Annotated in this window: 17 protein-coding genes, 1 tRNA gene and 2 pseudogenes; 13 read left to right on the top strand and 7 right to left on the bottom strand. The window is 72.2% G+C overall.

Annotated features, from left to right (window positions below; all coding sequences use genetic code 11):
• Positions 1–89: 89 nt before the first annotated feature.
• Both pgm and ABXS69_RS00720 read left to right on the top strand, forming a co-directional pair.
• Positions 90–1,769, top strand: coding sequence for a phosphoglucomutase (alpha-D-glucose-1,6-bisphosphate-dependent) (gene pgm, locus ABXS69_RS00725; RefSeq protein ID WP_366180721.1), 1,680 nt, complete (start codon positions 90–92; stop codon positions 1,767–1,769).
• A 149-nt stretch (positions 1,770–1,918) separates the two neighbouring features.
• Positions 1,919–2,848: a YwiC-like family protein gene (locus ABXS69_RS00720; RefSeq protein WP_366180720.1), complete on the top strand. Its 930-nt coding sequence runs from the start codon at positions 1,919–1,921 to the stop codon at positions 2,846–2,848.
• A 16-nt stretch (positions 2,849–2,864) separates the two neighbouring features.
• On the opposite strand, the pseudogene hisC reads toward ABXS69_RS00720, so the two are convergent.
• From hisC to ABXS69_RS00695, 5 genes and pseudogenes are all read right to left on the bottom strand, one after another.
• A pseudogene (hisC, locus tag ABXS69_RS00715) lies at positions 2,865–4,005 on the bottom strand (histidinol-phosphate transaminase).
• 99 nt (positions 4,006–4,104) lie between these two features.
• Complete coding sequence (locus tag ABXS69_RS00710; RefSeq protein WP_366180719.1) at positions 4,105–5,025, bottom strand: hypothetical protein; 921 nt, start codon at positions 5,023–5,025, stop codon at positions 4,105–4,107.
• A gap of 1,072 nt (positions 5,026–6,097) precedes the next feature.
• The gene (locus ABXS69_RS00705; protein ID WP_366180718.1) at positions 6,098–6,310 is read right to left on the bottom strand and encodes a hypothetical protein; all 213 of its coding nucleotides are present in this window, start codon (positions 6,308–6,310) and stop codon (positions 6,098–6,100) included.
• Positions 6,311–6,466: 156 nt separating this feature from the next.
• Complete coding sequence (locus ABXS69_RS00700) at positions 6,467–7,129, bottom strand: hypothetical protein (RefSeq protein ID WP_366180717.1); 663 nt, start codon at positions 7,127–7,129, stop codon at positions 6,467–6,469.
• Positions 7,126–7,260 carry a hypothetical protein gene (locus ABXS69_RS00695; protein ID WP_366180716.1) on the bottom strand — a complete coding sequence of 45 codons (135 nt, stop codon included), beginning with the start codon at positions 7,258–7,260 and terminating at the stop codon, positions 7,126–7,128. The genes ABXS69_RS00700 and ABXS69_RS00695 overlap by 4 nt, the downstream gene beginning before the upstream one ends.
• Positions 7,261–7,373: 113 nt before the next feature.
• Here ABXS69_RS00695 and ABXS69_RS00690 point away from each other — a divergent pair, with 113 nt between their 5' ends.
• Entirely contained in the window at positions 7,374–7,781 is a 408-nt protein-coding gene (locus ABXS69_RS00690; RefSeq protein ID WP_366180715.1) for a phage holin family protein, read from the top strand.
• A 57-nt stretch (positions 7,782–7,838) separates the two neighbouring features.
• Positions 7,839–9,293 carry an adenylosuccinate lyase gene (gene purB, locus ABXS69_RS00685; protein WP_366180714.1) on the top strand — a complete coding sequence of 485 codons (1,455 nt, stop codon included), beginning with the start codon at positions 7,839–7,841 and terminating at the stop codon, positions 9,291–9,293.
• 231 nt (positions 9,294–9,524) lie between these two features.
• On the opposite strand, the gene ABXS69_RS00680 is transcribed toward purB, so the two are convergent.
• Positions 9,525–10,232, bottom strand: a complete 708-nt coding sequence (locus ABXS69_RS00680) for a hypothetical protein (protein ID WP_366180713.1) — start codon at positions 10,230–10,232, stop codon at positions 9,525–9,527.
• A gap of 141 nt (positions 10,233–10,373) precedes the next feature.
• On the opposite strand from ABXS69_RS00680, the gene ABXS69_RS00675 reads away from it, so the two are divergent.
• The 4 genes and pseudogenes from ABXS69_RS00675 to ABXS69_RS00660 all read left to right on the top strand — a co-directional run bounded on the left by ABXS69_RS00675 (position 10,374) and on the right by ABXS69_RS00660 (position 14,744).
• Positions 10,374–11,015 (top strand): phosphoribosyltransferase, encoded by a 642-nt coding sequence (locus ABXS69_RS00675; protein ID WP_366180712.1) that lies wholly within the window; start codon positions 10,374–10,376, stop codon positions 11,013–11,015.
• A 216-nt stretch (positions 11,016–11,231) separates the two neighbouring features.
• A pseudogene (locus ABXS69_RS00670) lies at positions 11,232–13,626 on the top strand (carbon starvation CstA family protein).
• Positions 13,627–13,662: 36 nt separating this feature from the next.
• Positions 13,663–13,878: a YbdD/YjiX family protein gene (locus ABXS69_RS00665; protein ID WP_366180711.1), complete on the top strand. Its 216-nt coding sequence runs from the start codon at positions 13,663–13,665 to the stop codon at positions 13,876–13,878.
• A 242-nt stretch (positions 13,879–14,120) separates the two neighbouring features.
• Positions 14,121–14,744 carry a VanZ family protein gene (locus ABXS69_RS00660; protein ID WP_366180710.1) on the top strand — a complete coding sequence of 208 codons (624 nt, stop codon included), beginning with the start codon at positions 14,121–14,123 and terminating at the stop codon, positions 14,742–14,744.
• Between the two features lie 57 nt (positions 14,745–14,801).
• Here ABXS69_RS00660 and ABXS69_RS00655 read toward each other — a convergent pair.
• Positions 14,802–14,888, bottom strand: a tRNA-Leu gene (locus tag ABXS69_RS00655).
• 231 nt (positions 14,889–15,119) lie between these two features.
• Here ABXS69_RS00655 and ABXS69_RS00650 point away from each other — a divergent pair.
• The 5 genes from ABXS69_RS00650 to ABXS69_RS00630 are packed head-to-tail and all read left to right on the top strand — an operon-like array spanning position 15,120 to position 20,919.
• Positions 15,120–15,842, top strand: a complete 723-nt coding sequence (locus tag ABXS69_RS00650) for a DUF3662 and FHA domain-containing protein (protein WP_366180709.1) — start codon at positions 15,120–15,122, stop codon at positions 15,840–15,842.
• On the top strand, positions 15,839–16,336 hold the full coding sequence (locus ABXS69_RS00645; RefSeq protein WP_366180708.1) for an FHA domain-containing protein: 498 nt from the start codon (positions 15,839–15,841) through the stop codon (positions 16,334–16,336). The genes ABXS69_RS00650 and ABXS69_RS00645 overlap by 4 nt, the downstream gene beginning before the upstream one ends.
• Positions 16,333–17,790: a PP2C family serine/threonine-protein phosphatase gene (locus tag ABXS69_RS00640; RefSeq protein WP_366180707.1), complete on the top strand. Its 1,458-nt coding sequence runs from the start codon at positions 16,333–16,335 to the stop codon at positions 17,788–17,790. The genes ABXS69_RS00645 and ABXS69_RS00640 overlap by 4 nt, the downstream gene beginning before the upstream one ends.
• Positions 17,791–17,830: 40 nt before the next feature.
• Entirely contained in the window at positions 17,831–19,429 is a 1,599-nt protein-coding gene (locus ABXS69_RS00635) for an FtsW/RodA/SpoVE family cell cycle protein (RefSeq protein WP_366180706.1), read from the top strand.
• Positions 19,426–20,919: a penicillin-binding protein 2 gene (locus ABXS69_RS00630; RefSeq protein ID WP_366180705.1), complete on the top strand. Its 1,494-nt coding sequence runs from the start codon at positions 19,426–19,428 to the stop codon at positions 20,917–20,919. The genes ABXS69_RS00635 and ABXS69_RS00630 overlap by 4 nt, the downstream gene beginning before the upstream one ends.

Here is a 20,919-nt window from a genome sequence, read left to right as displayed (position 1 = left end):
GGAGCCGGACGCGTCCCGCTAGCCATGCTGATTCCGTCCGCCCGGTGGACATCTTCGGCGCGACCAGTGGCCTGTGACACACTGCCCTCATGCACCCACGCGCAGGAACAGTTGCCCAGCCCGAGGACCTCATCGACGTCGACGAGGTCACATCCGCCTTCTACGACCTCGTCCCCGACCCCGCCAACCCCGCCCAGCAGGTGGTCTTCGGCACCTCCGGGCACCGCGGCTCCTCCCTCGACACCGCCTTCAACGAGGCCCACATCGTCGCCACCACCGCCGCGATCATCGAGTACCGCCGCTCCCAGGGCACCGACGGCGTCCTCTACATCGGCCGCGACACGCACGCCCTGTCCGAGCCCGCCTGGCGCACCGCCATCGAGGTGCTCGTCGGCGCCGGCGTCACCACCGCCGTCGACGCCCGCGGCTCCTACACGCCCACCCCCGCCGTCTCGCACTCCATCCTCCTGGCCAACGGCGTCGGCACCGAGGCCGGCCCGCGCGCCAGCGGCCCCGGCCTGGCCGACGGCATCGTCGTCACCCCCTCCCACAACCCGCCGCGCGACGGCGGTTTCAAGTACAACCCCCCGCACGGCGGCCCGGCCGACTCCGACGCCACGAGCTGGATCGCCGCCCGGGCCAACGAGCTGCTCGCCTCCGGCTGGCGGGACGTGCCGCGCGTGCCCATCGCCGAGGCTCTCGAGGGGCCCCACGTCGTCAAGCACGACTACCTCGAGACCTATGTCTCCGACCTCGAGAGCGTCATCGACATGGAGGCCATCCGCGCCGCCGGCGTGCGCATCGGTGCCGACCCGCTGGGCGGGGCCTCCGTGGACTACTGGGGCGCCATCGGCGAGCGCTACGGCCTTGATCTCACGGTCGTCAACCCGAGGGTGGACCCCGCCTGGTCCTTCATGACGCTGGACTGGGACGGCAAGATCCGCATGGACTGCTCCTCCCCCAACGCCATGGCCTCCCTGCGCGCCGCCATGACCCCCGACGCCGAGGGCAGCACCCCCTACGACGTCGCCACCGGGAACGACGCCGACTCCGACCGCCACGGCATCGTCACCCCCGACGGGCTCATGAATCCCAACCACTACCTGGCCGTGGCCATCGAGTACCTCTTCACGCACCGCCCCGGCTGGCGGGCGGACGCGAAGGTCGGCAAGACCCTGGTCTCCTCCTCCCTCATCGACCGGGTCGTGGCCGCGATGGGCCGCGAGCTCGTCGAGGTGCCCGTCGGCTTCAAGCACTTCGTGCCCGGCCTGCTCGACGGCTCGGTGGGCTTCGGCGGCGAGGAGAGCGCCGGTGCCTCCTTCCTGCGCAAGGACGGCACCGTGTGGTCCACGGACAAGGACGGCATCATCCTGGCCCTCCTGGCCAGCGAGATCATCGCCGTCACCGGCAAGTCCCCCTCGCAGCTGCACGAGGAGCAGGTCGAGCGCTTCGGCGCCTCCGCCTACGCGCGCATCGACGCCGCCGCCTCCAAGGAGGAGAAGGCCAAGCTCGCCGCCCTGGCCCCCGAGGACGTCACGGCCACCGAGCTCGCCGGTGAGCCCATCACCGCGCGCCTCGTCAAGGCCCCCGGCAACGGCCAGCCGATCGGCGGCCTCAAGGTGACCACCGAGAGCGCCTGGTTCGCGGCCCGCCCGTCCGGCACGGAGGACGTCTACAAGATCTACGCCGAGTCCTTCAAGGGCGAGGCGCATCTCGCCCTCGTCCAGGAGGAGGCCAAGAAGGTCGTCGCCTCCGCCCTCGGGAGCTGACGGACCCTCCTGGGCGGTGGCGCCGACCCGTCAGGGCCGACCCGCGGACCGGCGCCGCCGCCCCCGCCCGATCCCGGATCCCGACGGCGCGGCTCCCGGGAGATGACAGTACTGACTCACTGGTGGGCGGTGCCCTTAGGCTGGTCGGCATGACGCAGACCCGCCCCTCCGCGCCGGCGAGGCGGGCTCCCGGTCGCCCCGGCCGCGAGCCCCGTCCCACGCAGGAGCAGATCCGCCGCCAGCCGGGCCGCCGAGCCTGGGTGCCCAACCAGCACGGCGCCTGGGCGATGCTCATCGTCCCGCCGATGGTCGGCTGGGTGGTGGGAGGCTGGAGCTGGCTCAACCTCCTGCTCCTGCCGGCCTGGTGGAACGGCTACCTCACCTACTGGGCCTGGTCGCAGTGGCTGCGCACGCGCTCGGCCCGCAAGCGGGCCCTTCTCATCCCCCCGCTGGTCACCTACACGTCGCTCACCGCGGGGCTCGGGCTGCTGACGACGCTCCTGGCCCCCTACCTGCTGCAGTGGGCCGTCCCGATGCTGCCGCTGCTGGGCATCGCCGCTCACGAGGTGTGGCGCGGCCGGGAGCGCTCACTGGCCTCCGGGCTGTCGACGACGACCGCCGCCAGCCTCATGGCCGGCATCACCTACCACCTGGCGGTCCAGGGGCGGGGTGGCTTCCTCGGCACCGGCGAGGGGGCGACGGCGCTCGCCGGGGCGAGCCCCAACGGCGAGCTCACGGGATGGGCGTGGTCCTGGATGGCCACCGCGCTCATCACCGCCTATTTCGCGGGGACGGTGCCGTACATCAAGTCGATGATCCGCGAGCGCTTCAACTACCGGCTGCTGGCATGGACGGTGGGCGCCCACGCCGTCGTCGCTGCTGGCGCCCTGTGGCTGGCCGTTGGCGGGTGGCTCCCCTGGGCGCACGCGATCCTGTGGGTGGTGCTGGCGGTCCGCGCCTGGGTCATGCCGGCCCTCCAGTGGCGCCAGGTGCGCCTCAAGCACCGGCCCCTGCGGCCGGGGACGATGGGGATCGCGGAGATGCTCTTCTGCGTCCTGTTCCTCGTCACGATCGCCTGAGCACGAACGGAGCGGGTCAGTCGGCCCCAGTCCCCGGCCAGGAGGCCGCCGCAGCCAGGACGCGGTCGTTCTCCGCCGGCGTCCCGATGCTGATGCGCACGCCCTCACCGTCGAAGGGCCGCACGAGGATCCCGTCGTCGGCGAAGCGCGCGGCCAGGGCGGCGGCGTCCCCACCCACGGGCAGCCACAGGAAGTTGCCCTGGGCGTCGGGAACCGACCAGCCCTGATCGCGCAGCGCGGCGAGGACCCGGTCCCGCTCGACGGCGACGGCGTGCGCGCGCCTGGCCGTCTCGGCCAGGGCCGCTGGGGCGATGGCGGCAGCGGCGGCGGCCTGCGCGGGCAGGCTCACCCCGAAGGGCGTGGTCACGGAGCGAATCGCCGCGGCGAGCGCCTGCTCGGCCACGAGGTAGCCCACCCTCATCCCGGCCAGGGCGTGAGCCTTGGAGAAGGTCCGGGAGACCACGAGGCCGGGGTGCTCGGCGAGCAGGTCGAGGGCGTTGCCGACCGCCGGATCGGTGACGAAGTCGAGGTAGGCCTCGTCGACGAGCACGAGCACGTCGTCGGGGGCGCCATCCACCAGCGCCTCCAGCTCGGCGGCGGTGAGAGCGGGGCCGGTCGGGTTGTTCGGGGTGCAGGCCATGATGACCCGGGTGGACGGCCCGCAGGCGGCAAGCATGGCTGGCACGTCGTGGCGTCCCTCGGCGGTGACGGGGACGCGCACGGCCCGCGCCCCGGCCACCGCGACGCAGATCGGGTAGGCCTCGAAGGACCGCCAGGGGATGACGACCTCGTCGCCCGGTTCGCAGACCGTGTCAAGCAGGTGCTGGATGAGGGCCACTGAGCCATTGCCGAGCACGATCTGCCAGGGGTCGATCCCGTGCTCGGCGTGCCGGGCGGCCAGGGCCTCGGCCAGCGACCGCCCGGTCATCTCCGGGTAGCGGTTGACGCCCGCGGCGGCGGCGGTGAGGGCGGCGAGCACGGAGTCCTGGACCGGGTAGGGCAGCTCGTTGGAGGAGAAGCTTGGCGATCCCCGCGCCCTGGGGGCGAGCGCCGGGCACATAGGCCGGCAGGGCGGCGATGCCGCGGCGCAGCGGGACGGCCGGGGGAGCGGGGACAGGCGCTGCGGCGCCCGTGGCGGGAGTGCTCGTGCTGCTCATTCCCGCATCCTCCCACCAAGGGGCCCTTCCGCGCCCCGCCTTCCGCGCCCGTCCGACACCCGGCTCCGGCCGCGCGCGCCCAGGCTCCCCCGGCCTCCGTCAGGACTCGCGGGTGATGTCGAAGACCACCTCGGTGGTGGTGGCCCCCTGCTCCCCCGCCCCGGTGAGGCCGGAGAGGTCCTTGGAGTAGTCGGCGAAGGCCTGCTCGCCGCTCTCGGCGCCGCGCACGGCGTCGGCGTAGACCGACTCGCTGTGGACGCTTCCCCCGCGGGTGTCGACGTAGGCGGTGGCCCGGTTGGGGGCGACCGGATTGGTCGAGGCGTCGAGCCCCGGCACGACATCGCTGGTGGACTCCAGATGGAGGGCGCGGACGCCGTCCGGCAGGGCCACCCCTGAGGTGGGGCCGGCCGCGGTCAGGATGCTCGTGATCGTGTAGTTCTCGGTGATAGCGGGGTCGGAGGCGATGTTGACCGCCGTCATCGCACCCTGGGAGTGCCCGTAGATCCCGACCTCCTCGCCCGGCTGGATCCCTGACTGCCTCATCGCCGTGACGACGGCGGCCTCCATGTCCGTGGGGCGCCCGGAGACGGCCTGGAGGTTGGTCTGGAGGTCCTGGGGGTTGGAGTCCCCGCTGGTCCACTCCGTGGTCCCGGGGACGACGACCACCCAGCTGCGCGTGCCGTCGGCGTGGTCCGTGCGCAGGATCGAGATGGCGCCAGCGCCGGTAGCCCGGGCCTGGCCCTTGATGGTCTGGGCGTGGTCGAGGAGCTCGGCGGCGGTGGACGGGGGAGAGTCGATCCGGCTGCCCGTGAGGTCCTGGGCGGCGATGTCGGTGCCCAGGCCGAAGGGGTCCTGGGGGCCGGGCGGGACGCGGACCGCCGCGCCCGTGGCGCCTTTCTTGTTGTGCGGAGCGATGAGCAGGCCTGTCGGCGCGCCGTGGCGGATGGCCCCGGCCCTCTCCGATTCGAGCGCCAGGGCGTAGGCGACGCGCTGCATGGGCGTGAGGGAGGATGTGGGCACCTTCCGACTGCCCACCCGCACCTCAGGGGAAGCTTCGCCGTCGCCCTGGCGTCGAGTCGGCTCGCGGAGGCCCTGAGGAACTCCTGGATGGTGGCCCCCTCCCTGCCGGTCTTCCCCTTCCTCGCCCAGGCGCAGAGGCTGGCCAGCCCGATGAGGTTGCTCGCCGCCCACTCCGAGGTGATGTCGCTCTTGAGCAGGAGCTGCAGGTCCTCCAGGACCACCTGGGCGTCATCGGGCATGAGGCCGTATGTGGTGAGGATGTCGACGAGGGCGGCGGTGGGCAGCCAGGCGCCGGCGGTGAGCACCAGCCCGCTCCCGATGGCCGCGCCGACCGCGAGAGCCTCCAAGGACGGGCCGTAGTCGCGGGCGCCGACGTCGGCGTCCGTGCGCACCGTGGCGCCGTTCTCGGCATCGGTGTACATGAGCGAGCAGGCCGACACGTCCGCCGCCAGCGAGGTGAGGGCGCTCGAGGCGGCGCTGAGCGAGCCCGTGCCGGTGAGCAGGGCGTCGCAGGCCGAGATGAGGGCGCTGCGCTTGCGCTCGAAGGCGGCCACGGGCAGCTCGATGAGGTTCGCGACGAATGATGAATCGGCGTCGGGCAGGAGGGAGCCGCCGGTCTGGGCGCCGGTAACCGTGTTGTAACTGGGGTCCTGGGCGATGATGTCCGCCGGGACGGGCGCGTTCTCGGCGTCGGTCTTGGCGCTGCGCACATGCGTCACCGCGGTGTCGAGGTGGCTGGCGGCGGTGGTGAGCGAGGCAGCGAGGGCATCCAGGTCCGCCGTGCTCACTGAGATGGAGGACCCCCCGGCCACGAGAACGAGCGGACGGCCCTGGGTCATCCACCAGCTGTGACCTGAGGTGACTGGCGCCGCTGAGGGCGGTTCCATCGGGTCCATCGGGGTGGGGGCGGGTCCCGCCTGGGCGGTCGGCACGGGGCTCGGCGCCTCGGTGGGTGAGGGCGAGGGACGGGGATTCGCCGAGGGCCCGGGGCGGTGGGCCCAGCCCATCGGCGTCGGCGGGGGGCTGGGCGGCAGGACGGGGCCCGCGCTCAGCAGACTGGCGGCCGCGGGCGTCATGACGCGCCTCCTCGCATCGCGTCGAAGTCCTTGGCGGCGCTGGCGGCGGCGTCGATGAGCGGCTGGAGGGCCGGGATGAGCAGGACTGCCGAGTCCAGCGCGCTCTGGCACTGGTTGGCGGCCAGCCCTGTCCAGCTGGCGGGGACGGCGGAGGGAACGGATGCGGCGTCGACTGCGGTGTCAGCCGACGCGATGTCGAGCTGGGCCATGGCCCGACGGTAGGCCGGCCCCGGAGCTCCCTGGGCGGGGCGTCCCCAGAGGCCGTCCCGGGCCATGCATGAGGAGGCCTGTGGTTCACGGGGAAGGGGCGGGGGCCGAGCAGGGCCGGCGCACCACGGTCGTCCCGCGCGAGGGGCGGGGGAGCCTCAGGCGGCCGTGCTCCGGCGTCGCGCCCCACGCTCGCGGCGCACGGCTAGCGCCGCCTCGATATCGGCGACGACGGCCAGCGCGCCCGCCCACCACCAGGAGGCGCCCGGCAGTCGCGACCCCTCAGCCGTTCCCGCCACGAGTCCCGCCACGACGACGGCGCAGGCGGCCACCACGGCCAGCGCTGTCGCCGCCCGTCGCGCCCGGGCGCCGAGGCCCGCGCGCGTCCAGACCCCTAGGTTGCCGATGGCCATGGCCGCGCCAGCGCAGGCCGCGGTGGTCACGAGGGCGCGCGGGGCGCCGGACAGGCGCAGCCCGATCCACAGCCCGAGGGACAGGGCGCTCACGGTGAGGTCGACGAGGAGCACCCGGGTGCCGGTGACCACGCCCGCGGGCAGACGGCGGTCCGCGGGCCGGTCACGGTCGAGGGCGAGGACGGCACCTGCGGCAAGGAGGAGCAGTGCGGCGGACCAGGGCGCCACGGGCAGGTCGGGCGGGGGGAGGCGGGCCGCCCAGGCGCCGACGGCCGCCGCGAGGAGGGCGCCGGCGCCGATCCAGGGAAGGGCGGTGGTCAGGGGCTCTCGGGCGCGATCGGCCATGGGCACGAGCTCGGCGATCCAGGTAGGGGGCTCGGCGCCCGCGCCGCCCGGCGGCTCGCTCATGCCGTCTCCGGGCGGCGCGGGCGGATGAGCGCGACGGAGCGGCGCACGGCCTCGGCGTTGAGGCGCTCGACGGCGGAGGGGGCGAGGCTGGCGGCCCGGGAGGCGGCGGTGCGCGAGGCGTCATACGTCATGGGCTGAGCGTAGCGAGAGCGGACCATGGTCCAGCCATCCTCCTGGGCGCCCCCGCGCCCTCTTCGCGGCCCTGCCACCGCGCGGCCCGCGCGGGGCCTGGCAGGATAGAGGCATGGAACTGGCCATCAGGATCGTTGGGAACGCCGCCGGGGTGTGGCTGGCCTCGCGCCTCCTGCCCGCCTCACTGTCCCTGCCCGCCAACGCGACGACGCCGCTGGCGATCACCAACCTCCTCATCATCGGCGCGATGCTCGCCACCGTGAACTCGGCCAAGCCCGTCGCGAAGGTTCTGGCCTTCCCCCTGTACGTCCTCACCCTCGGGCTGTTCGCCCTCGTGGTCAACGGCACGATGCTGTGGTCGGCGGGCTGGATCACGGAGGAGCTCCTCAGCCCCGCCGTCGGCGACCGCCTGGCCGTGGGGCTGACGGTGAACGGCTGGTCCGGGGCGATCCCGGCCGCGCTCATCACCTCGATCGTCTCGGAGGCCGTCGTCACCACCCTCCACCGCGAGCGCGACTGACCCCCGTCCCGCCGGCGCCCCGCGCGCGGACCGCCCGGCACCTGCCACAATGAGCGCATGGTCGACCTCGCCACCGTGACTCCCCCCATCGCCCTGGGCCCGCTCGACGGCCGCTACCGCTCCGTCGTCGCCCCGCTGACCAACCACCTCTCCGAGGCCGCGCTCAACCGGGCGCGCCTGCACGTGGAGATCGAGTGGCTCATCCACCTCACCGCCGAGCGCGTCCTTCCCGGGGCGCCCGTCCTGACCGAGACCGAGACCGCCTACCTGCGCGGGCTCGTGGAGGCCTTCGGGCCGGACGAGATCGCCGAGCTCGCCACCATCGAGGCCGAGACCCGCCACGACGTCAAGGCCGTGGAGTACCTGCTCAAGCGCCGCCTCGCCGCCGCGGCCCAGGCCCCCGGGGTCACGGGCGCCGACGGCGGGGCCTCCGTCCTGCCGGGCGTGGGCGAGATCGTCCACATCTTCTGCACCTCCGAGGACATCAACAACCTCGCCTACGCCCTGACCATCCGCTCGGCGATCCAGGAGGTGTGGCTCCCGGCGGCCCGCGGGCTCGTCGCCGATCTGGGCGCGATGGCGCGCGAGCACGCCGACGCCGCGATGCTGGCGCGCACGCACGGCCAGCCCGCCACGCCCACCACGCTCGGCAAGGAGCTCGCCGTGCTCGCCCATCGGCTGGGCCGCCAGGCGCGCCGCGTCGAGGCCGCCGAGTACCTGGGCAAGATCAACGGCGCCACCGGCACCTACGGGGCGCACGTCGTCGCCGTTCCGGGGGCCGACTGGGAGGCGGTGGCGCGCGGCTTCGTGGAGCGCCTGGGCCTGACATGGAACCCGTTGACCACGCAGATCGAGTCTCACGACTGGCAGGCCGAGCTCTACGCCGATGTGGCGCGCTTCGGGCGGATCGCCCACAACCTGGCCACGGATGCCTGGACCTACATCTCCCTGGGCTACTTCCGCCAGCGCCTGAGCGCGCAGGGCTCCACGGGCTCGTCGACGATGCCGCACAAGGTCAACCCGATCCGGTTCGAGAACGCCGAGGCGAACCTGGAGGTCTCGGGGGCGCTGCTGGACACGCTCGCCGCCACGCTGGTGACCTCCCGCCTCCAGCGCGACCTCACCGATTCGACGACGCAGCGCAATATCGGGGTCGCCCTGGGCCACTCCCTGCTGGCCATCGACAACATCCGCCGGGGCCTGGCCGGCCTCGACGTCGACGCCGCGCGGCTCGCCGAGGACCTGGACGCCACGTGGGAGGTGCTGGGCGAGCCGGTGCAGCAGGCGATGCGGGCGGCGTCGGTGGCCGGGGCCACGGGCATGGCCGACCCCTACGAGCGGCTCAAGGAGCTGACCCGCGGCCGCGCGGTGAGCGCCGAGGGGATGCGGGACTTCATCGCCGGCCTGGGCATGCCCGCGGAGGTGGAGGCGCGCCTCCTGGCGCTCACGCCCGCGACCTACACGGGACTGGCGGCCTCCCTCGTCGCGCGCCTCGACGACGAGCCGGCCTGAGAGCCCCCGGGCCGCCGGCGCGAGCGGATTCCTGCTCAAGAGCGCACCGTCCCAGGAGACCCTGACCGCCGCGCGGGCTGTCCGCTCCGGCGCCAAGGTCGTGGCTCCGGTTCCCACAGCCCGGCTCATCGATCGCGCGCTGGCCTCCGTCCAGCGGGCCGACGGGAGCATCGAGCTGTCCGAGCGGGAGGCCGACGTCCTGCACCTGCTGTGCGAGGGCGCCGGGCGTTCTCAGCGCAGGAAGCTGAGAATCGCGAATATGAGCAGGATGATGAAGCCGATGACGCGGCCCGCGTTGCCCTGCGCCTTCTTGCCAGTGGAGGACGGGCTGCCCACGCCCCTGGCCGGGCGGGGCTGGGGACGGGCACCGGGCACCACGCCCGGAGTGGCAGCGCCCCTGGGCACCGGCATGGTGGGCGCGCCGCCACCGGGGCGCCCGGGAACGCGCTGAGTGGCGCGGCGAGGGTCATGGCCATAGGGGACGGCGATGCCCTGAGGGGGCAGGCCGCGGCGGGCAGGGGGCCTCGGGGGCACGGCTCGGGCGGCCGCCCTTGGCCGAGGCGGGCCCGAGGGCCCCGCGGACTGGGCGACCGCCTGCGGGGAGGCCGCCTGGTCGAGATAGCGTTGAGCGGCGGCCCGCAGCTCCTCCGCCTGCTGGGCCTGCTGGGCCGCGAGCGCCCGCGCGGCCGGATCGGGCTCGTCGCGCACTCCGTCCGCCGCAGCGGGCCGGTCCCCGGAACCGGGCGCGTCGGCAGCGGCCGCGGTGTCGCCGTCGTCGAAGAGCGGGGAGCCCATGAGCGGGTCTCCCAGGACGGAGCCGAAGGGATCATCGCCGAATCCGGGATCCGCCGGCTCCCAGCCCATGGGCGCCCAGGTGCCGACGTCCTCGGACCCGTGCGCGTCGGCCGGTGCGGTTGCGGCTCCGCGTGACTCGCTCATAGGCACCAGCATCGCACGCCGAAGAGGACCTGTGGCGCTCCCGGACCACTGAACGCGGCTCTCGGCATCCGCCTCGCCTCGGCGCGCGCCTCCTACTACGATTCACACGCAACCGCTTTGTCCCGATCCCAGGATGCCGACGTGAGCAACGCGAACAGCCCCAGCCCGACCTCTCCCACCGCCCCCGGCGCGGCCTTCGACGACGGTGCCTCGACCACCGCCCACCCGGACCGCGAGAACCTCACCTGGGAGCTCTTCGGCGTCGCCGAGCGCGAGCTGAGCGCGCAGATCGTCGCCTCGGGCTGGATGCCGGACCTCATCATCGCCATCGCCCGCGGCGGCCTCATCCCGGCGGGCGCGATCGGCTACGCCATCGGGATCAAGGCGATGGGCGCGATGAACGTCGAGTTCTACACCGGGATCGACGAGACGCTGGAGGAGCCGGTCATCCTGCCCCCGCTCATGGACGCCTCCGAGCTACCGGGCAAGAAGGTCCTCGTGGTCGACGACGTCGCGGACTCGGGCAAGACGCTCAAGCTGGTCATGGACCTCCTGCGCAGTCAGGGCCTGGAGCTGGGGGATGAGACGGTGCCGGTCGACGCGCGCAGCGCCGTCATCTACCGCAAGCCGCGCAGCGTCTTCACCCCGGATTACTGCTGGAAGGAGACCGACAAGTGGATCAACTTCCCCTGGTCGGTCCTGCCGGTCATCACCCGGGAGTCCCTCGGCGCCCATGACTCCCGCGACCTCCGCGACTCCCAGCCCTCACGCCGAGACCGGTAGTTATCAGCGCCGAGACCGGTTCAGGGCGGTCCCGTCCCCGGCCCGCCCCCGCGCCGTCCGCCCACGCTTGCCCCCTCTGCGCCGCGTTTTACTGACGCGGGTGTGTTCAACGTGGCCAATCCCTGAGACAATGAGTAGGCTCTGCGGGGCCGTCATCCCAGGCGCGCCTCATGTCCCACCCCACAACGCTCTCTCTCAGTGCCGAGAAGGGAATCTATGAACTCCCAAGACCAGAAGGACCTGCCCTCCTACACGCCCCAGGAGGAGCGCCTCATCATCAGGAACAAGGCTGGCGTGCCCGTCGGCACCAGGATGGATACCACCTGGACCCCCAAGCGCATCGCGACCTGGGTGGCCATCACCGCCCTGGGCGTGCTGGGCTGGTGGATGCTGGCGGTGGCGCGCGGGGAGAGGGTCAACACGATCTGGTTCGTGGTGACCGCCATCTGCACCTACGCCATCGGCTACCGCTACTACGGCCTGTTCATCCAGCGCACGATCATGCGCCCCGATGACACCAACGCGACCCCGGCCGAGCGCATCAACAACGGCCGCGACTTCGACCCGACCCACCGCGTGGTCCTCTACGGCCACCACTTCGCCGCCATCGCCGGCGCCGGGCCACTGGTCGGACCGGTCCTGGCCGCCCAGATGGGGTACCTGCCCGGAACGCTGTGGATCATCCTGGGCGTCGTCGTGGCCGGGGCCGTGCAGGACATGCTCGTCCTGTTCTTCTCCATGCGCCGCGGCGGGCGCTCCCTGGGCCAGATGGCCACCGATGAGATCGGCAAGATCGGCGGCACCGTCGCCACCATCGTCGTCTTCGTCATGCTCATGATCGTCCTCGCGGTCCTCGCGATGGTCTGCGTCAACGCGCTCGCCGAGTCCCCCTGGGGCGTCTTCAGCGTCGGCATGACCATCCCGATCGCCATCGGCATGGGCCTGTGGCTGCGCTACGTCCAGCCCGGCAACATCACGCAGGTCTCCATCGTCGGCTTCGCCATCCTCATCGGCGTCATCATCGGCGGCCGGTGGGTGGCCGAGTCCTCCTTCGGCAGGTTCCTGCACCTATCCCCCACGACGCTCGTGTGGGCCATGGTCATCTACGGCTTCCTCGCCGCCGTCCTGCCGGTGTGGGTGCTGCTCACCCCGCGCGACTACCTCTCGACCTTCATGAAGGTCGGCACCATCGCGATCCTGGCAATCGGGATCATCATCGTGCGCCCCGTCGTCGAGATGGCCGCCGTCTCCGAGTTCGCCCTCAACACCGAGGGGCCGGTCTTCGCCGGCGGCATCTTCCCGTTCCTGTTCATCACCATCGCCTGCGGCGCCCTGTCCGGCATGCACGCCATGGTCTCCTCGGGCACCAGCCCCAAGATGATCCAGAAGGAGTCGCAGGCCCGCATGATCGGCTACGCCGGCATGCTCATGGAGTCCTTCGTGGCGATCATGGCCCTGGCGGCGGCAGTCTCGCTCAGCCCCGGCATCTACTTCTCGATGAACACCTCCCCGGCCACGATGGACAAGCTCGCCGGCCCCGACGTCGTCGCCGCGGCCAACGCCGCCAACGGCAACGACAAGGCCGCCGCGCGCGCCGAGGTCGCCGACGCCGCCGTCGAGAAGCTCAACGTCACCGACGCCCACGGCAATCGGATGGAGCCCACCTGGGACTCCTGGGACGAGGCGGGCAACCCCAAGACCTACACGGGCGCCGAAGCGCTCAAGCAGGTGGCCTCCGACGTCGGCGAGCCCAGCATCGTCTCGCGCACCGGCGGCGCGCCGACCCTCAGCGTCGGGATGTCGCACATCCTCCACCAGATCGGCGGTGGCCGGACCATGATGGGATTCTGGTACCACTTCGCCATCATGTTCGAGGCCCTGTTCATCCTCTCGGCCGTCGACGCCGTCACCCGCGTGGCGCGCTTCCAGCTTCTCCGACGCGCTGGGCAACATCTGGCCCAAGTTCCGCGACCCCTCCTGGCACGTGGGCGCTTGGGCGACCACCGCCGTCGTCGTGACGGCCTGGGGGTCGCTGCTGCTCATGGGCGTGACCGATCCACGAGGAGGGATCCAGACCCTCTACCCGCTCTTCGGCATCGCCAACCAGCTCATCGCGGCCGTCGCGCTGCTGGTGTGCACGGTCATGGTGGTGCGCAAGGGCTACACGAAGTACGTGTGGATCCCGATGATCCCGCTGGTGTTCGACACGGTGGTCACCTTCACGGCGTCGTGGCACAAGATCTTCTCCACCGATCCGCGCGTGGGCTACTTCCAGCAGTGGCGCGACGCCAAGAAGCTCCTGCCCGTGCTCACTGACGCCACGGCGATCGCCGACACCCGGGCTGTCGTGCGCAACACGATGATCCAGGGCACCCTGTCCGTCGTCTTCGTCGTCATGGTGGCCTTCGTCATGGTCATGGCGCTCCTTCGGGTCATCAAGGCGATCCGCGCGCACGACACCTCGAACTCCGAGGATCCGTACCAGGAGTCCAACTTCTACGCGCCGAGCACGATGTTCGCCTCGCCGCTGCAGAAGAAGCTCATCAAGGAGTACGAGGCCGTGGGCGACCCGGCGCTCATCCCCGGCCAGGCGCCCCACGGCGCGCACTGAGGCCGGGCGGACGACGAGAAGAAGGAGATGGTTCGGATGACTCGCGCCCTGACGGGGCTGCCAGGCGGCCTGCGCGACGGCCTGCGCCAGGCGCGCGCCATGTGGCGGGACTTCACCGGTGAATCCGGGTACGAGCGCTACGTCGCCCGTCATCGGCGCGAGCATCCGGACCACGAGCCGATGAGCGAGCGGGAGTACTGGCGCTCCCGCCGCGAGCTCGCCGAGCAGAGCATCGAGACCGGCTGCTGCTGATCCCCGCCCCCCCCACGCCGAGACCGGTCGAAAACAGCATCGAGACCGGTCGAAATGACGATCGAGACCGGTTGGTCCTCCACAGGCCCTTCTAGCCCTTGCCGGGATGGGAGGGGCCTGTGGATGGCGGACCGGTCTCGATGCTGTTTTCGACCGGTCTCGCGCCGATCACCCGGCCTCGTGACCATTTTGAGCCGCTGCGGTCTCGAAACCAGTCCCGTCCCACACCTACGCTGAGAGGCGTGCCCACCCCCATGATCTCGCGCTCCTCCCGCGTCAGAGCGCCCAGCACCATCGATCCGGACTCCGCCGAGGGGCTCCCCCTCCTCGGCCCCGATCGGCTCACCAGGCCCAGGCACGTCCACCGCCCTGGTCCCCGCCGGAGGACGGCGAGGGCCCTGGCCGTGCTCTACGGGATCACCGTGCTCGCGGCGGTGCTCTGGCCCTCGGGCGGGGATGTCGCCTCCATGAAGAATTTCCTCGGCCCGTCCTTCCTGAGCGAGGCGGGCAAGGACATCGTCCTCAACCTGGTCATGCTGGCGCCCCTGACGGCGATCCTCACCGTGGCCTGGCCGCGGGTGCCCTGGTGGGCGTGGGCGCTGCTGGGGTGCCTCATCGGCGTGGGTGCGGAGATCGCCCAGGCGCTCATCCCCACCCTCGATCGCAGGCCGAGCCCGGCCAATGCCGCGCAGAACGCCGTCGGCTCCTGGTGCGGGGCGGTCATCGGCCTCATCGTCTCCCGCCTCATCGAGCGCCGACACCGCGCCCGGGCCGCCCGACGGCGACCGTCTCGCCCCCACGGCAGCCCGCCCCTCCGCGCGGGCTCCGGGCATCGCGGGAACCACGCCGCCGTCAAAGGACGGTAGGCCGGGGGAGAGACGACGAGGGCCCGGTCCACCCGGACCGGGCCCTCACCGCGAGGCTGGTGCGCGAGGGGGGACTCGAACCCCCATGATCGTGAGATCACACGGACCTGAACCGTGCGCGTCTACCAATTCCGCCACTCGCGCGAGAAGCGAGAGAGACGATAGCCGCTGGACGCCCCCGGAGTCCAATCGAGGACCTCACCTCGGAAGTGACACCGATCACTCGGGCGCTCCGCGGGGCGCGCCGCCCCGCGAATGTCGACCGTCTTGCAACGCGCCCCACTCGGCTAGCACCGGATCAGCGGTTACGATGGGCGCGGAGAAAATCCGGTCTCACGCGGCCGGGCGCAGTCCCCACACAGGGAGGTTGAGTCCATGGGTTTCCTGGACAAGCTCGAGAAGGGCGTAGGGAGCGTCACCAGCCGCGCCATGTCACGGCTGGGGGACGACATCGAGCCGATCGAGATCGCCTCCAAGATCCGCGAGACGATGGACAAGCGGGCCGCCTCGTTCGCGCGCGACCGCTCCGTGGTGCCCAACCACTTCCGCGTCCGGCTCCCGGCCACCGCCATCGAGCGCGTCCGCGCCTGGGGCGAGGAGGAGATGGTCCGCCAGCTCGTCGACGTCGCCACCTCTCACGCCGCCGAGCAGGGCTACTCCTTCGTCGGGCCCGTCGAGGTCGTCCTCGCCTCCGACTCCGCCCTCACAGCCTCGGCTATCGAGGTGGACTCCTCGACGCGCCGCGGCGCCTCCACCCCGGCGGCCACGCCGTCGCCGACCCAGCCGATCCTCGACATCGACGGCCAGCGCTACCTGCTCACCGGGCAGGTCACGGTCATCGGCCGCGGCAGCGAGGCGGACATCATCGTCGATGACTCCGGCGTCTCCCGCCGCCACCTGGAGATCCGCCTGACCCAGGGGCACGCCATCGCCACCGATCTCGGCTCGACCAACGGCACATTCGTCGAGGGCCACAGGGTCGACGCCGCCACCCTCCTGGACGGCAACACGCTGACGATCGGCCGCACCCGGATCATGTTCTGGGACGGGTCGCAGAGCGCCAACCAGGCGCCGTCACCCGTAGGAGCGGCCACTTGAGCCAGTTGGCCTTCACTGCTCTGCGGCTGGGGTTCATCGTCCTACTATGGGTCTTCGTCTACCTCGTCATCCGCGTCCTTCGTCGCGACATGACCGATATCCCGATCGGGCGCCCCGGGCGCGCGCTCCCCTCCGCTCCCCGCGCGCAGCGGGGGCAGGGCCAGGTCGCCCCCCAGGCCCCGCCCGCGCCGCCCAGGCGCAATGACGCCCGCCGCCTCATCATCACCGAGGGGCCGCTCGCCGGCTCCACCGTCCCCCTCTCCCCCTCCTCGATCATCATCGGCCGATCGCCGTCATCAACCCTCGTGCTCGATGACTCCTACGCCTCCTCCCGCCACGCCCGCGTCTTCCCCAAGGACGGGTCCTGGTGGCTGGAGGACCTGGGCTCCACGAACGGCACCATGCTGGGCGGGCGCTCAGTGCACGGGGCCGTCGAGCTGCCGATCGGCGTGCCCGTGAAGATCGGTCAGACCACCTTGGAGCTGCGCCCATGACGATCTCCCTGCGCTATGCCGCCCGGAGCGATATCGGACTCGTGAGGCAGTCCAACCAGGACTCCGCCTACGCGGGCCCCCACCTGTGCGTCCTGTGCGACGGCATGGGCGGCCCCGCCGGCGGGGACATCGCCTCGGCGGTCGCCATCGAGCACCTGGCGCCCCTCGACGCCGACTCCCACCAGGCCGGCGAGCTCCTCAGCCTCCTGCGCTCAGCGGTGCAGGACGCCCATGCCGAGCTCATCGACCGCTCGGCCTCCGACCCCGAGCTGTCAGGGCTGGGCACCACCTGCGTGGGCCTCATGCGCTCCGGCAACAAGCTCGCCATGGTCCACGTGGGCGACTCGCGCGCCTACCTCCTGCGCGACGGCGAGTTCACCCAGGTCACCACCGACCACACCTTCGTGGAGTACCTCGTGGAGTCCGGCCGCCTCACCCGCGAGCAGGCGCGTCGGCACCCCCAGCGCTCCGTCCTGCTGCGCGTCCTGGGGGACACCGAGGGCGACGTCCAGCTCGACGAGTCGATCCGCGAGGCGGTCCCCGGGGACCGCTGGCTCCTGTGCTCAGACGGCCTGTGCGGTCCGGTCACCGCTGAGACGATCGGCGAGGTCCTCACCTCGATCCCCGAGCCGGGGATGGCCGCCGACCAGCTCATCGACCTGGCCCTGCGCGCCGGCGGCCCGGACAATGTCACCGTCGTCATCGTCGATATCGTCGACGACGACGAGTCGCCCCAGTCGGACGCCCAGGTCGTCGGCTCGGCCGCCAACCGGCGCGCCCTGGCCGCCGCGGCCCGCGCCAAGAGCGCCGGGACCCCGGCCGACGCCGAGCCCGGGGATGAGGAGGAGGATGACGAGGGCGCCGGTAGCGCGGCAGGCCCCGCGCCGGGCTCCGCTGACACCCCCGCCGCCAAGGCCGCAGCCCTCGTGGCGGGCCTTGATCCGGAGGCCGGTAAGGAGGCCAGCCGTTCCGAGCGCGAGCTCGTCGCCGAGGAGGCCGCCAAGCAGGCCGAGCGCGCCGAGACCCAGCGCCGTCGCGGCCGCCGCTCACTGGTCGCCTCCCTCGTCCTCCTCGTCGCCCTGGCCGCGGCCCTCGGCCTGGGTTACATGTGGACGCAGAGGCAGTACTACGTGACCACCGCCCTGGCCAACGGTCAGGAGCGGATCGCCATCTACCAGGGGATCCCGCAGTCCGTGGGCCCCGTCCGCCTGAGCCACGTCGTCGAGACCTATGACGCTCCACCGGTGGACGCCCTCACCGCCGAGATGCGGACGCGGCTCACCGACACGGTTGCCAAGGGCTCGCTCGAGGAGGCCCGCGCCTACGTCACCCAGACGGTGACCGCCGCGACCGTCCTCCCGGCGACCCCCACCACCACCAGTGGCGCCGCGACGCCCGCGCCCAGCGCCACGCCCCCCACCCCGCCCGCGCCATCGGCGACCGCGCAGGGGTGATCACGTGCGCTTCCGATCCCGCGGACCCCAGAGCCAACCGATGAGCGCACCCCCTGCCAGTCCCCTGGGGGCGCACCGCACCACGGGACGCTGGGCGGAGGCCGCGCTCATCGTCGTCGCCGTCATCATCGGCCTGAGCGGCTTCGTCCTCACCGCCCTCAACCGCACCGGCACCTCACCGGCCCAGGCCCTCCTGCTCGGCGCGGCCCTCGTGCTCATCGGCATCGTCGTGCACCTGTGGGCGCGGTGGAAGGCCCCCTGGGCCGATCCCGTCATCCTGCCCACCGCCATCGCGCTCAACGGCATCGGCCTGGCGATGATCTCCCGCCTCGACATGTCCTACAAGATCCTTGAGGCCTGGCAGTACTACGTCGGGCCGCGCCAGGCGATCTGGACGGGCCTGGGCATCGCCCTGTTCTGCGCGGTGCTCTTGATCCCCGACTACCGCGTCCTGCGCCGATGGGACTGGTCGGCGATGGTCGCGGGCCTGGTCTTCCTCATCCTGCCGTTCATCCCGTTCCTGGGCGTGCAGATCAATGGCGCGAGGATCTGGATCCGCCTCGGCCCCATGTCCTTCCAGCCGGCCGAGCTCACCAAGGTGCTCCTCGCGGTCTTCTTCGCCTCCTTCCTCGTGGCCAACCGCGACAACCTCGCCCTGGCAGGGCGCCGGGTCATGGGGATCAACCTGCCCCGGGCCCGCCACCTCGTGCCGCTGCTCATCGTGTGGGGGGTGAGCATCATGGTGCTCGTCGCCCAGAGCGACCTGGGCACCTCCCTGCTCCTGTTCGGCCTGTTCGTCGTCACCCTGTACGTGGCCACCGACCGGCCCTCCTGGCTGCTCATCGGCGCCGGCCTGTTCGTGCCCGCCGCCTGGTTCGCCGCCACGCACCTGGCCCACGTGCAGGCCCGCATCCAGAACTGGCTGCACGCCATGGACCGGGACGTCTATGAGAACTCGTCGCGCCAGCTGCCCGACGCCCTGTTCGGGATGGCCTCGGGCGGGCTGACGGGCTCGGGCTGGGGCAAGGGCTACCCCACGCTCGTTCCCTTCGCGAACTCCGACTTCATCGTCTCCTCCATCGGCGAGGAGCTGGGCCTGACCGGCGTCCTGGCGATCCTCGTGCTGTACATCGTGCTCATCGAGCGCGGCCTGCGCACCGCCATGAGCCTGCGCGACGGCTTCGGCAAGCTCCTGGCGACCGGCCTGTCCTTCACGATCGCCCTGCAGGTCTTCGTCGTCGTCGGCGGCGTCACCCGCCTCATCCCGCTGACGGGGCTGACGATGCCGTTCCTGGCCTACGGCGGTTCCTCCCTGGTGGCGAACTGGGTGATCCTCGCGCTCCTCGTGCGCCTCTCCGATGCCGCACGCCGACCGCCATCGACGGCGCCGCGCATCATCGACACCGCCGAGCTGCCCGTGGGCCTGCGCAAGCTCGTCCTCGACCCCGATTTCGACTTCGATGAGATGCACGGCGCGGACGGCCCGGCTGGCACGCCGTCGGGCACGGGGCGCTCCTTCGACGAGGATCCGGACATCACCATCGACACCCCGCCCGACGGCGTGCGCAAGCAGCGGGGCGGCGCCCCGACCGGCACGGCCCCCCAGGGAACGCCGAGAGTGGAGGGAGTCCAGCCATGAACCGCCAGATCCACCAGGTGGCCATGCTCGTGACCATCATGTTCCTCGCGCTAGCCGTGTCCGTGACCAGCGTGCAGGGCTTCGCGCGCCCCGCCCTGTGGGAGTCGGAGTCCACCGAGGGCAGCCTGACCACCGACTGGCGCAACCAGCGCGCCGCCTTCGCCGCCTTCGGGGCCCATCGCGGCCAGATCCTCGTGGCCGGTTCCCCCGTGGCCTCCTCGCAGCCCTCCGACGACGTCTACTCCTACCAGCGCGTCTACGCCTCCGGCCCGCTCTACGCGCAGGTGACCGGCTACTCCTCGCCGATCCGCTCCGAGCTGACCGGCATGGAGAAGTCCGAGAACGATGTGCTCAACGGGGATGACCCCTCCCTGTTCTCCTCGCGGGTGAAGGCCCTCATCACCGGCGCCTCCCAGGAGGGCGGGTCGGTGGACCTGACCATCAACGCCCAGGCCCAGCAGGCCGCCTCGAACGCGCTGGGGGGCAGGCGCGGCGCGGTCGTCGCGCTCGACCCGTCCACGGGGGCGGTCCTGGCACTCGTGTCCTCCCCCTCCTTCGACCCCAATGTGCTGGCCTCCCACGACGCCGCCACCGTATCCGCCGCCTGGGACCAGTACTCCGCCGACCCCGGCCAGCCACTGGTCAACCGGGCGACCGGCGGCGACCTCTACCCCCCGGGCTCGACCTTCAAGATCCTCACCACCTCGGCCGCGCTGCGCGCCGGCAAGGTCACCACCTCCACCTCCCTCGACGCCCCCGACTCGATCACGCTGCCCGGCACGAACCACTCGCTGTCCAACTACCGGGGCGAGTCCTGCGGCAACGGCACCGTCACCCTGTCCACGGCCTTCGCGCAGTCCTGCAACACGCCCTTCGCCCAGCTCGCCATGGACGTCGGCGATGACTCCCTGGGCAAGGAGGCCGAGGCCTGGGGCTTCGGCACGAAGGACGACTTCTCCCTCCCGGTGACCGCCTCCACCTACCCGGCCAACTCCTCCGCCGCGGAGACCGCCATGGCGGGGATCGGCCAGCAGTCCGTGCGCGTCACCCCCCTCCAGATGGCGCAGGTGGCCGCCACGGTCGCCAATGGCGGCAAGCAGATGAAGCCGTACCTGGTCTCCCGCACCCTGGACGCCGATCTGTCCGTCGTCTCGACGACGAGCCCCGAGGTCGCCCGCACCCCGATCGACGCCAGAACCGCCAAGACCCTCTCCGGCCTCATGCAGGACGCCGTCTCCTCCGGCACCGGGACCACCGCGCAGGTCGCCGGCGTGCAGGTCGCCGGCAAGACCGGCACCGCGGAGACCGGCTTCGACGAGGGTGGCCCTGTCACCTGGTTCGTCGGCTTCGCCGGCACGGACATCAACAAGCCGTCCATCGCCCTGGCCGTGGTGCTCGACGGCGGCCAGCAGACCTCGCCCACCGCCACCGGTGGTTCGGAGGCGGGGCCGATCGCGGCCGCCGTCATCGACGCGGCGGTGAACCAGTGA

The sequence above is a fragment of the Actinomyces timonensis genome (assembly GCF_040702965.1).
Taxonomy (GTDB): domain Bacteria; phylum Actinomycetota; class Actinomycetes; order Actinomycetales; family Actinomycetaceae; genus Actinomyces; species Actinomyces timonensis_A.
This window is presented reverse-complemented; position numbering and strand designations above follow the sequence as displayed.

What these genes read in the sequence shown, in the direction of transcription:
- ABXS69_RS00640 (WP_366180707.1), top strand. Translation starts at nt 16,333, where the DNA reads ATGACGATCTCCCTGCGCTATGCCGCCCGGAGCGATATCGGACTCGTG.
- ABXS69_RS00665 (WP_366180711.1), top strand. Translation starts at nt 13,663, where the DNA reads ATGACTCGCGCCCTGACGGGGCTGCCAGGCGGCCTGCGCGACGGCCTG.
- ABXS69_RS00630 (WP_366180705.1), top strand. Translation starts at nt 19,426, where the DNA reads ATGAACCGCCAGATCCACCAGGTGGCCATGCTCGTGACCATCATGTTC.
- ABXS69_RS00695 (WP_366180716.1), bottom strand. Translation starts at nt 7,260, where the DNA reads ATGACGTATGACGCCTCGCGCACCGCCGCCTCCCGGGCCGCCAGCCTC.
- pgm (WP_366180721.1), top strand. Translation starts at nt 90, where the DNA reads ATGCACCCACGCGCAGGAACAGTTGCCCAGCCCGAGGACCTCATCGAC.
- ABXS69_RS00650 (WP_366180709.1), top strand. Translation starts at nt 15,120, where the DNA reads ATGGGTTTCCTGGACAAGCTCGAGAAGGGCGTAGGGAGCGTCACCAGC.
- purB (WP_366180714.1), top strand. Translation starts at nt 7,839, where the DNA reads ATGGTCGACCTCGCCACCGTGACTCCCCCCATCGCCCTGGGCCCGCTC.
- ABXS69_RS00720 (WP_366180720.1), top strand. Translation starts at nt 1,919, where the DNA reads ATGACGCAGACCCGCCCCTCCGCGCCGGCGAGGCGGGCTCCCGGTCGC.
- ABXS69_RS00700 (WP_366180717.1), bottom strand. Translation starts at nt 7,129, where the DNA reads ATGAGCGAGCCGCCGGGCGGCGCGGGCGCCGAGCCCCCTACCTGGATC.
- ABXS69_RS00705 (WP_366180718.1), bottom strand. Translation starts at nt 6,310, where the DNA reads ATGGCCCAGCTCGACATCGCGTCGGCTGACACCGCAGTCGACGCCGCA.
- ABXS69_RS00635 (WP_366180706.1), top strand. Translation starts at nt 17,831, where the DNA reads ATGAGCGCACCCCCTGCCAGTCCCCTGGGGGCGCACCGCACCACGGGA.
- ABXS69_RS00680 (WP_366180713.1), bottom strand. Translation starts at nt 10,232, where the DNA reads ATGAGCGAGTCACGCGGAGCCGCAACCGCACCGGCCGACGCGCACGGG.
- ABXS69_RS00690 (WP_366180715.1), top strand. Translation starts at nt 7,374, where the DNA reads ATGGAACTGGCCATCAGGATCGTTGGGAACGCCGCCGGGGTGTGGCTG.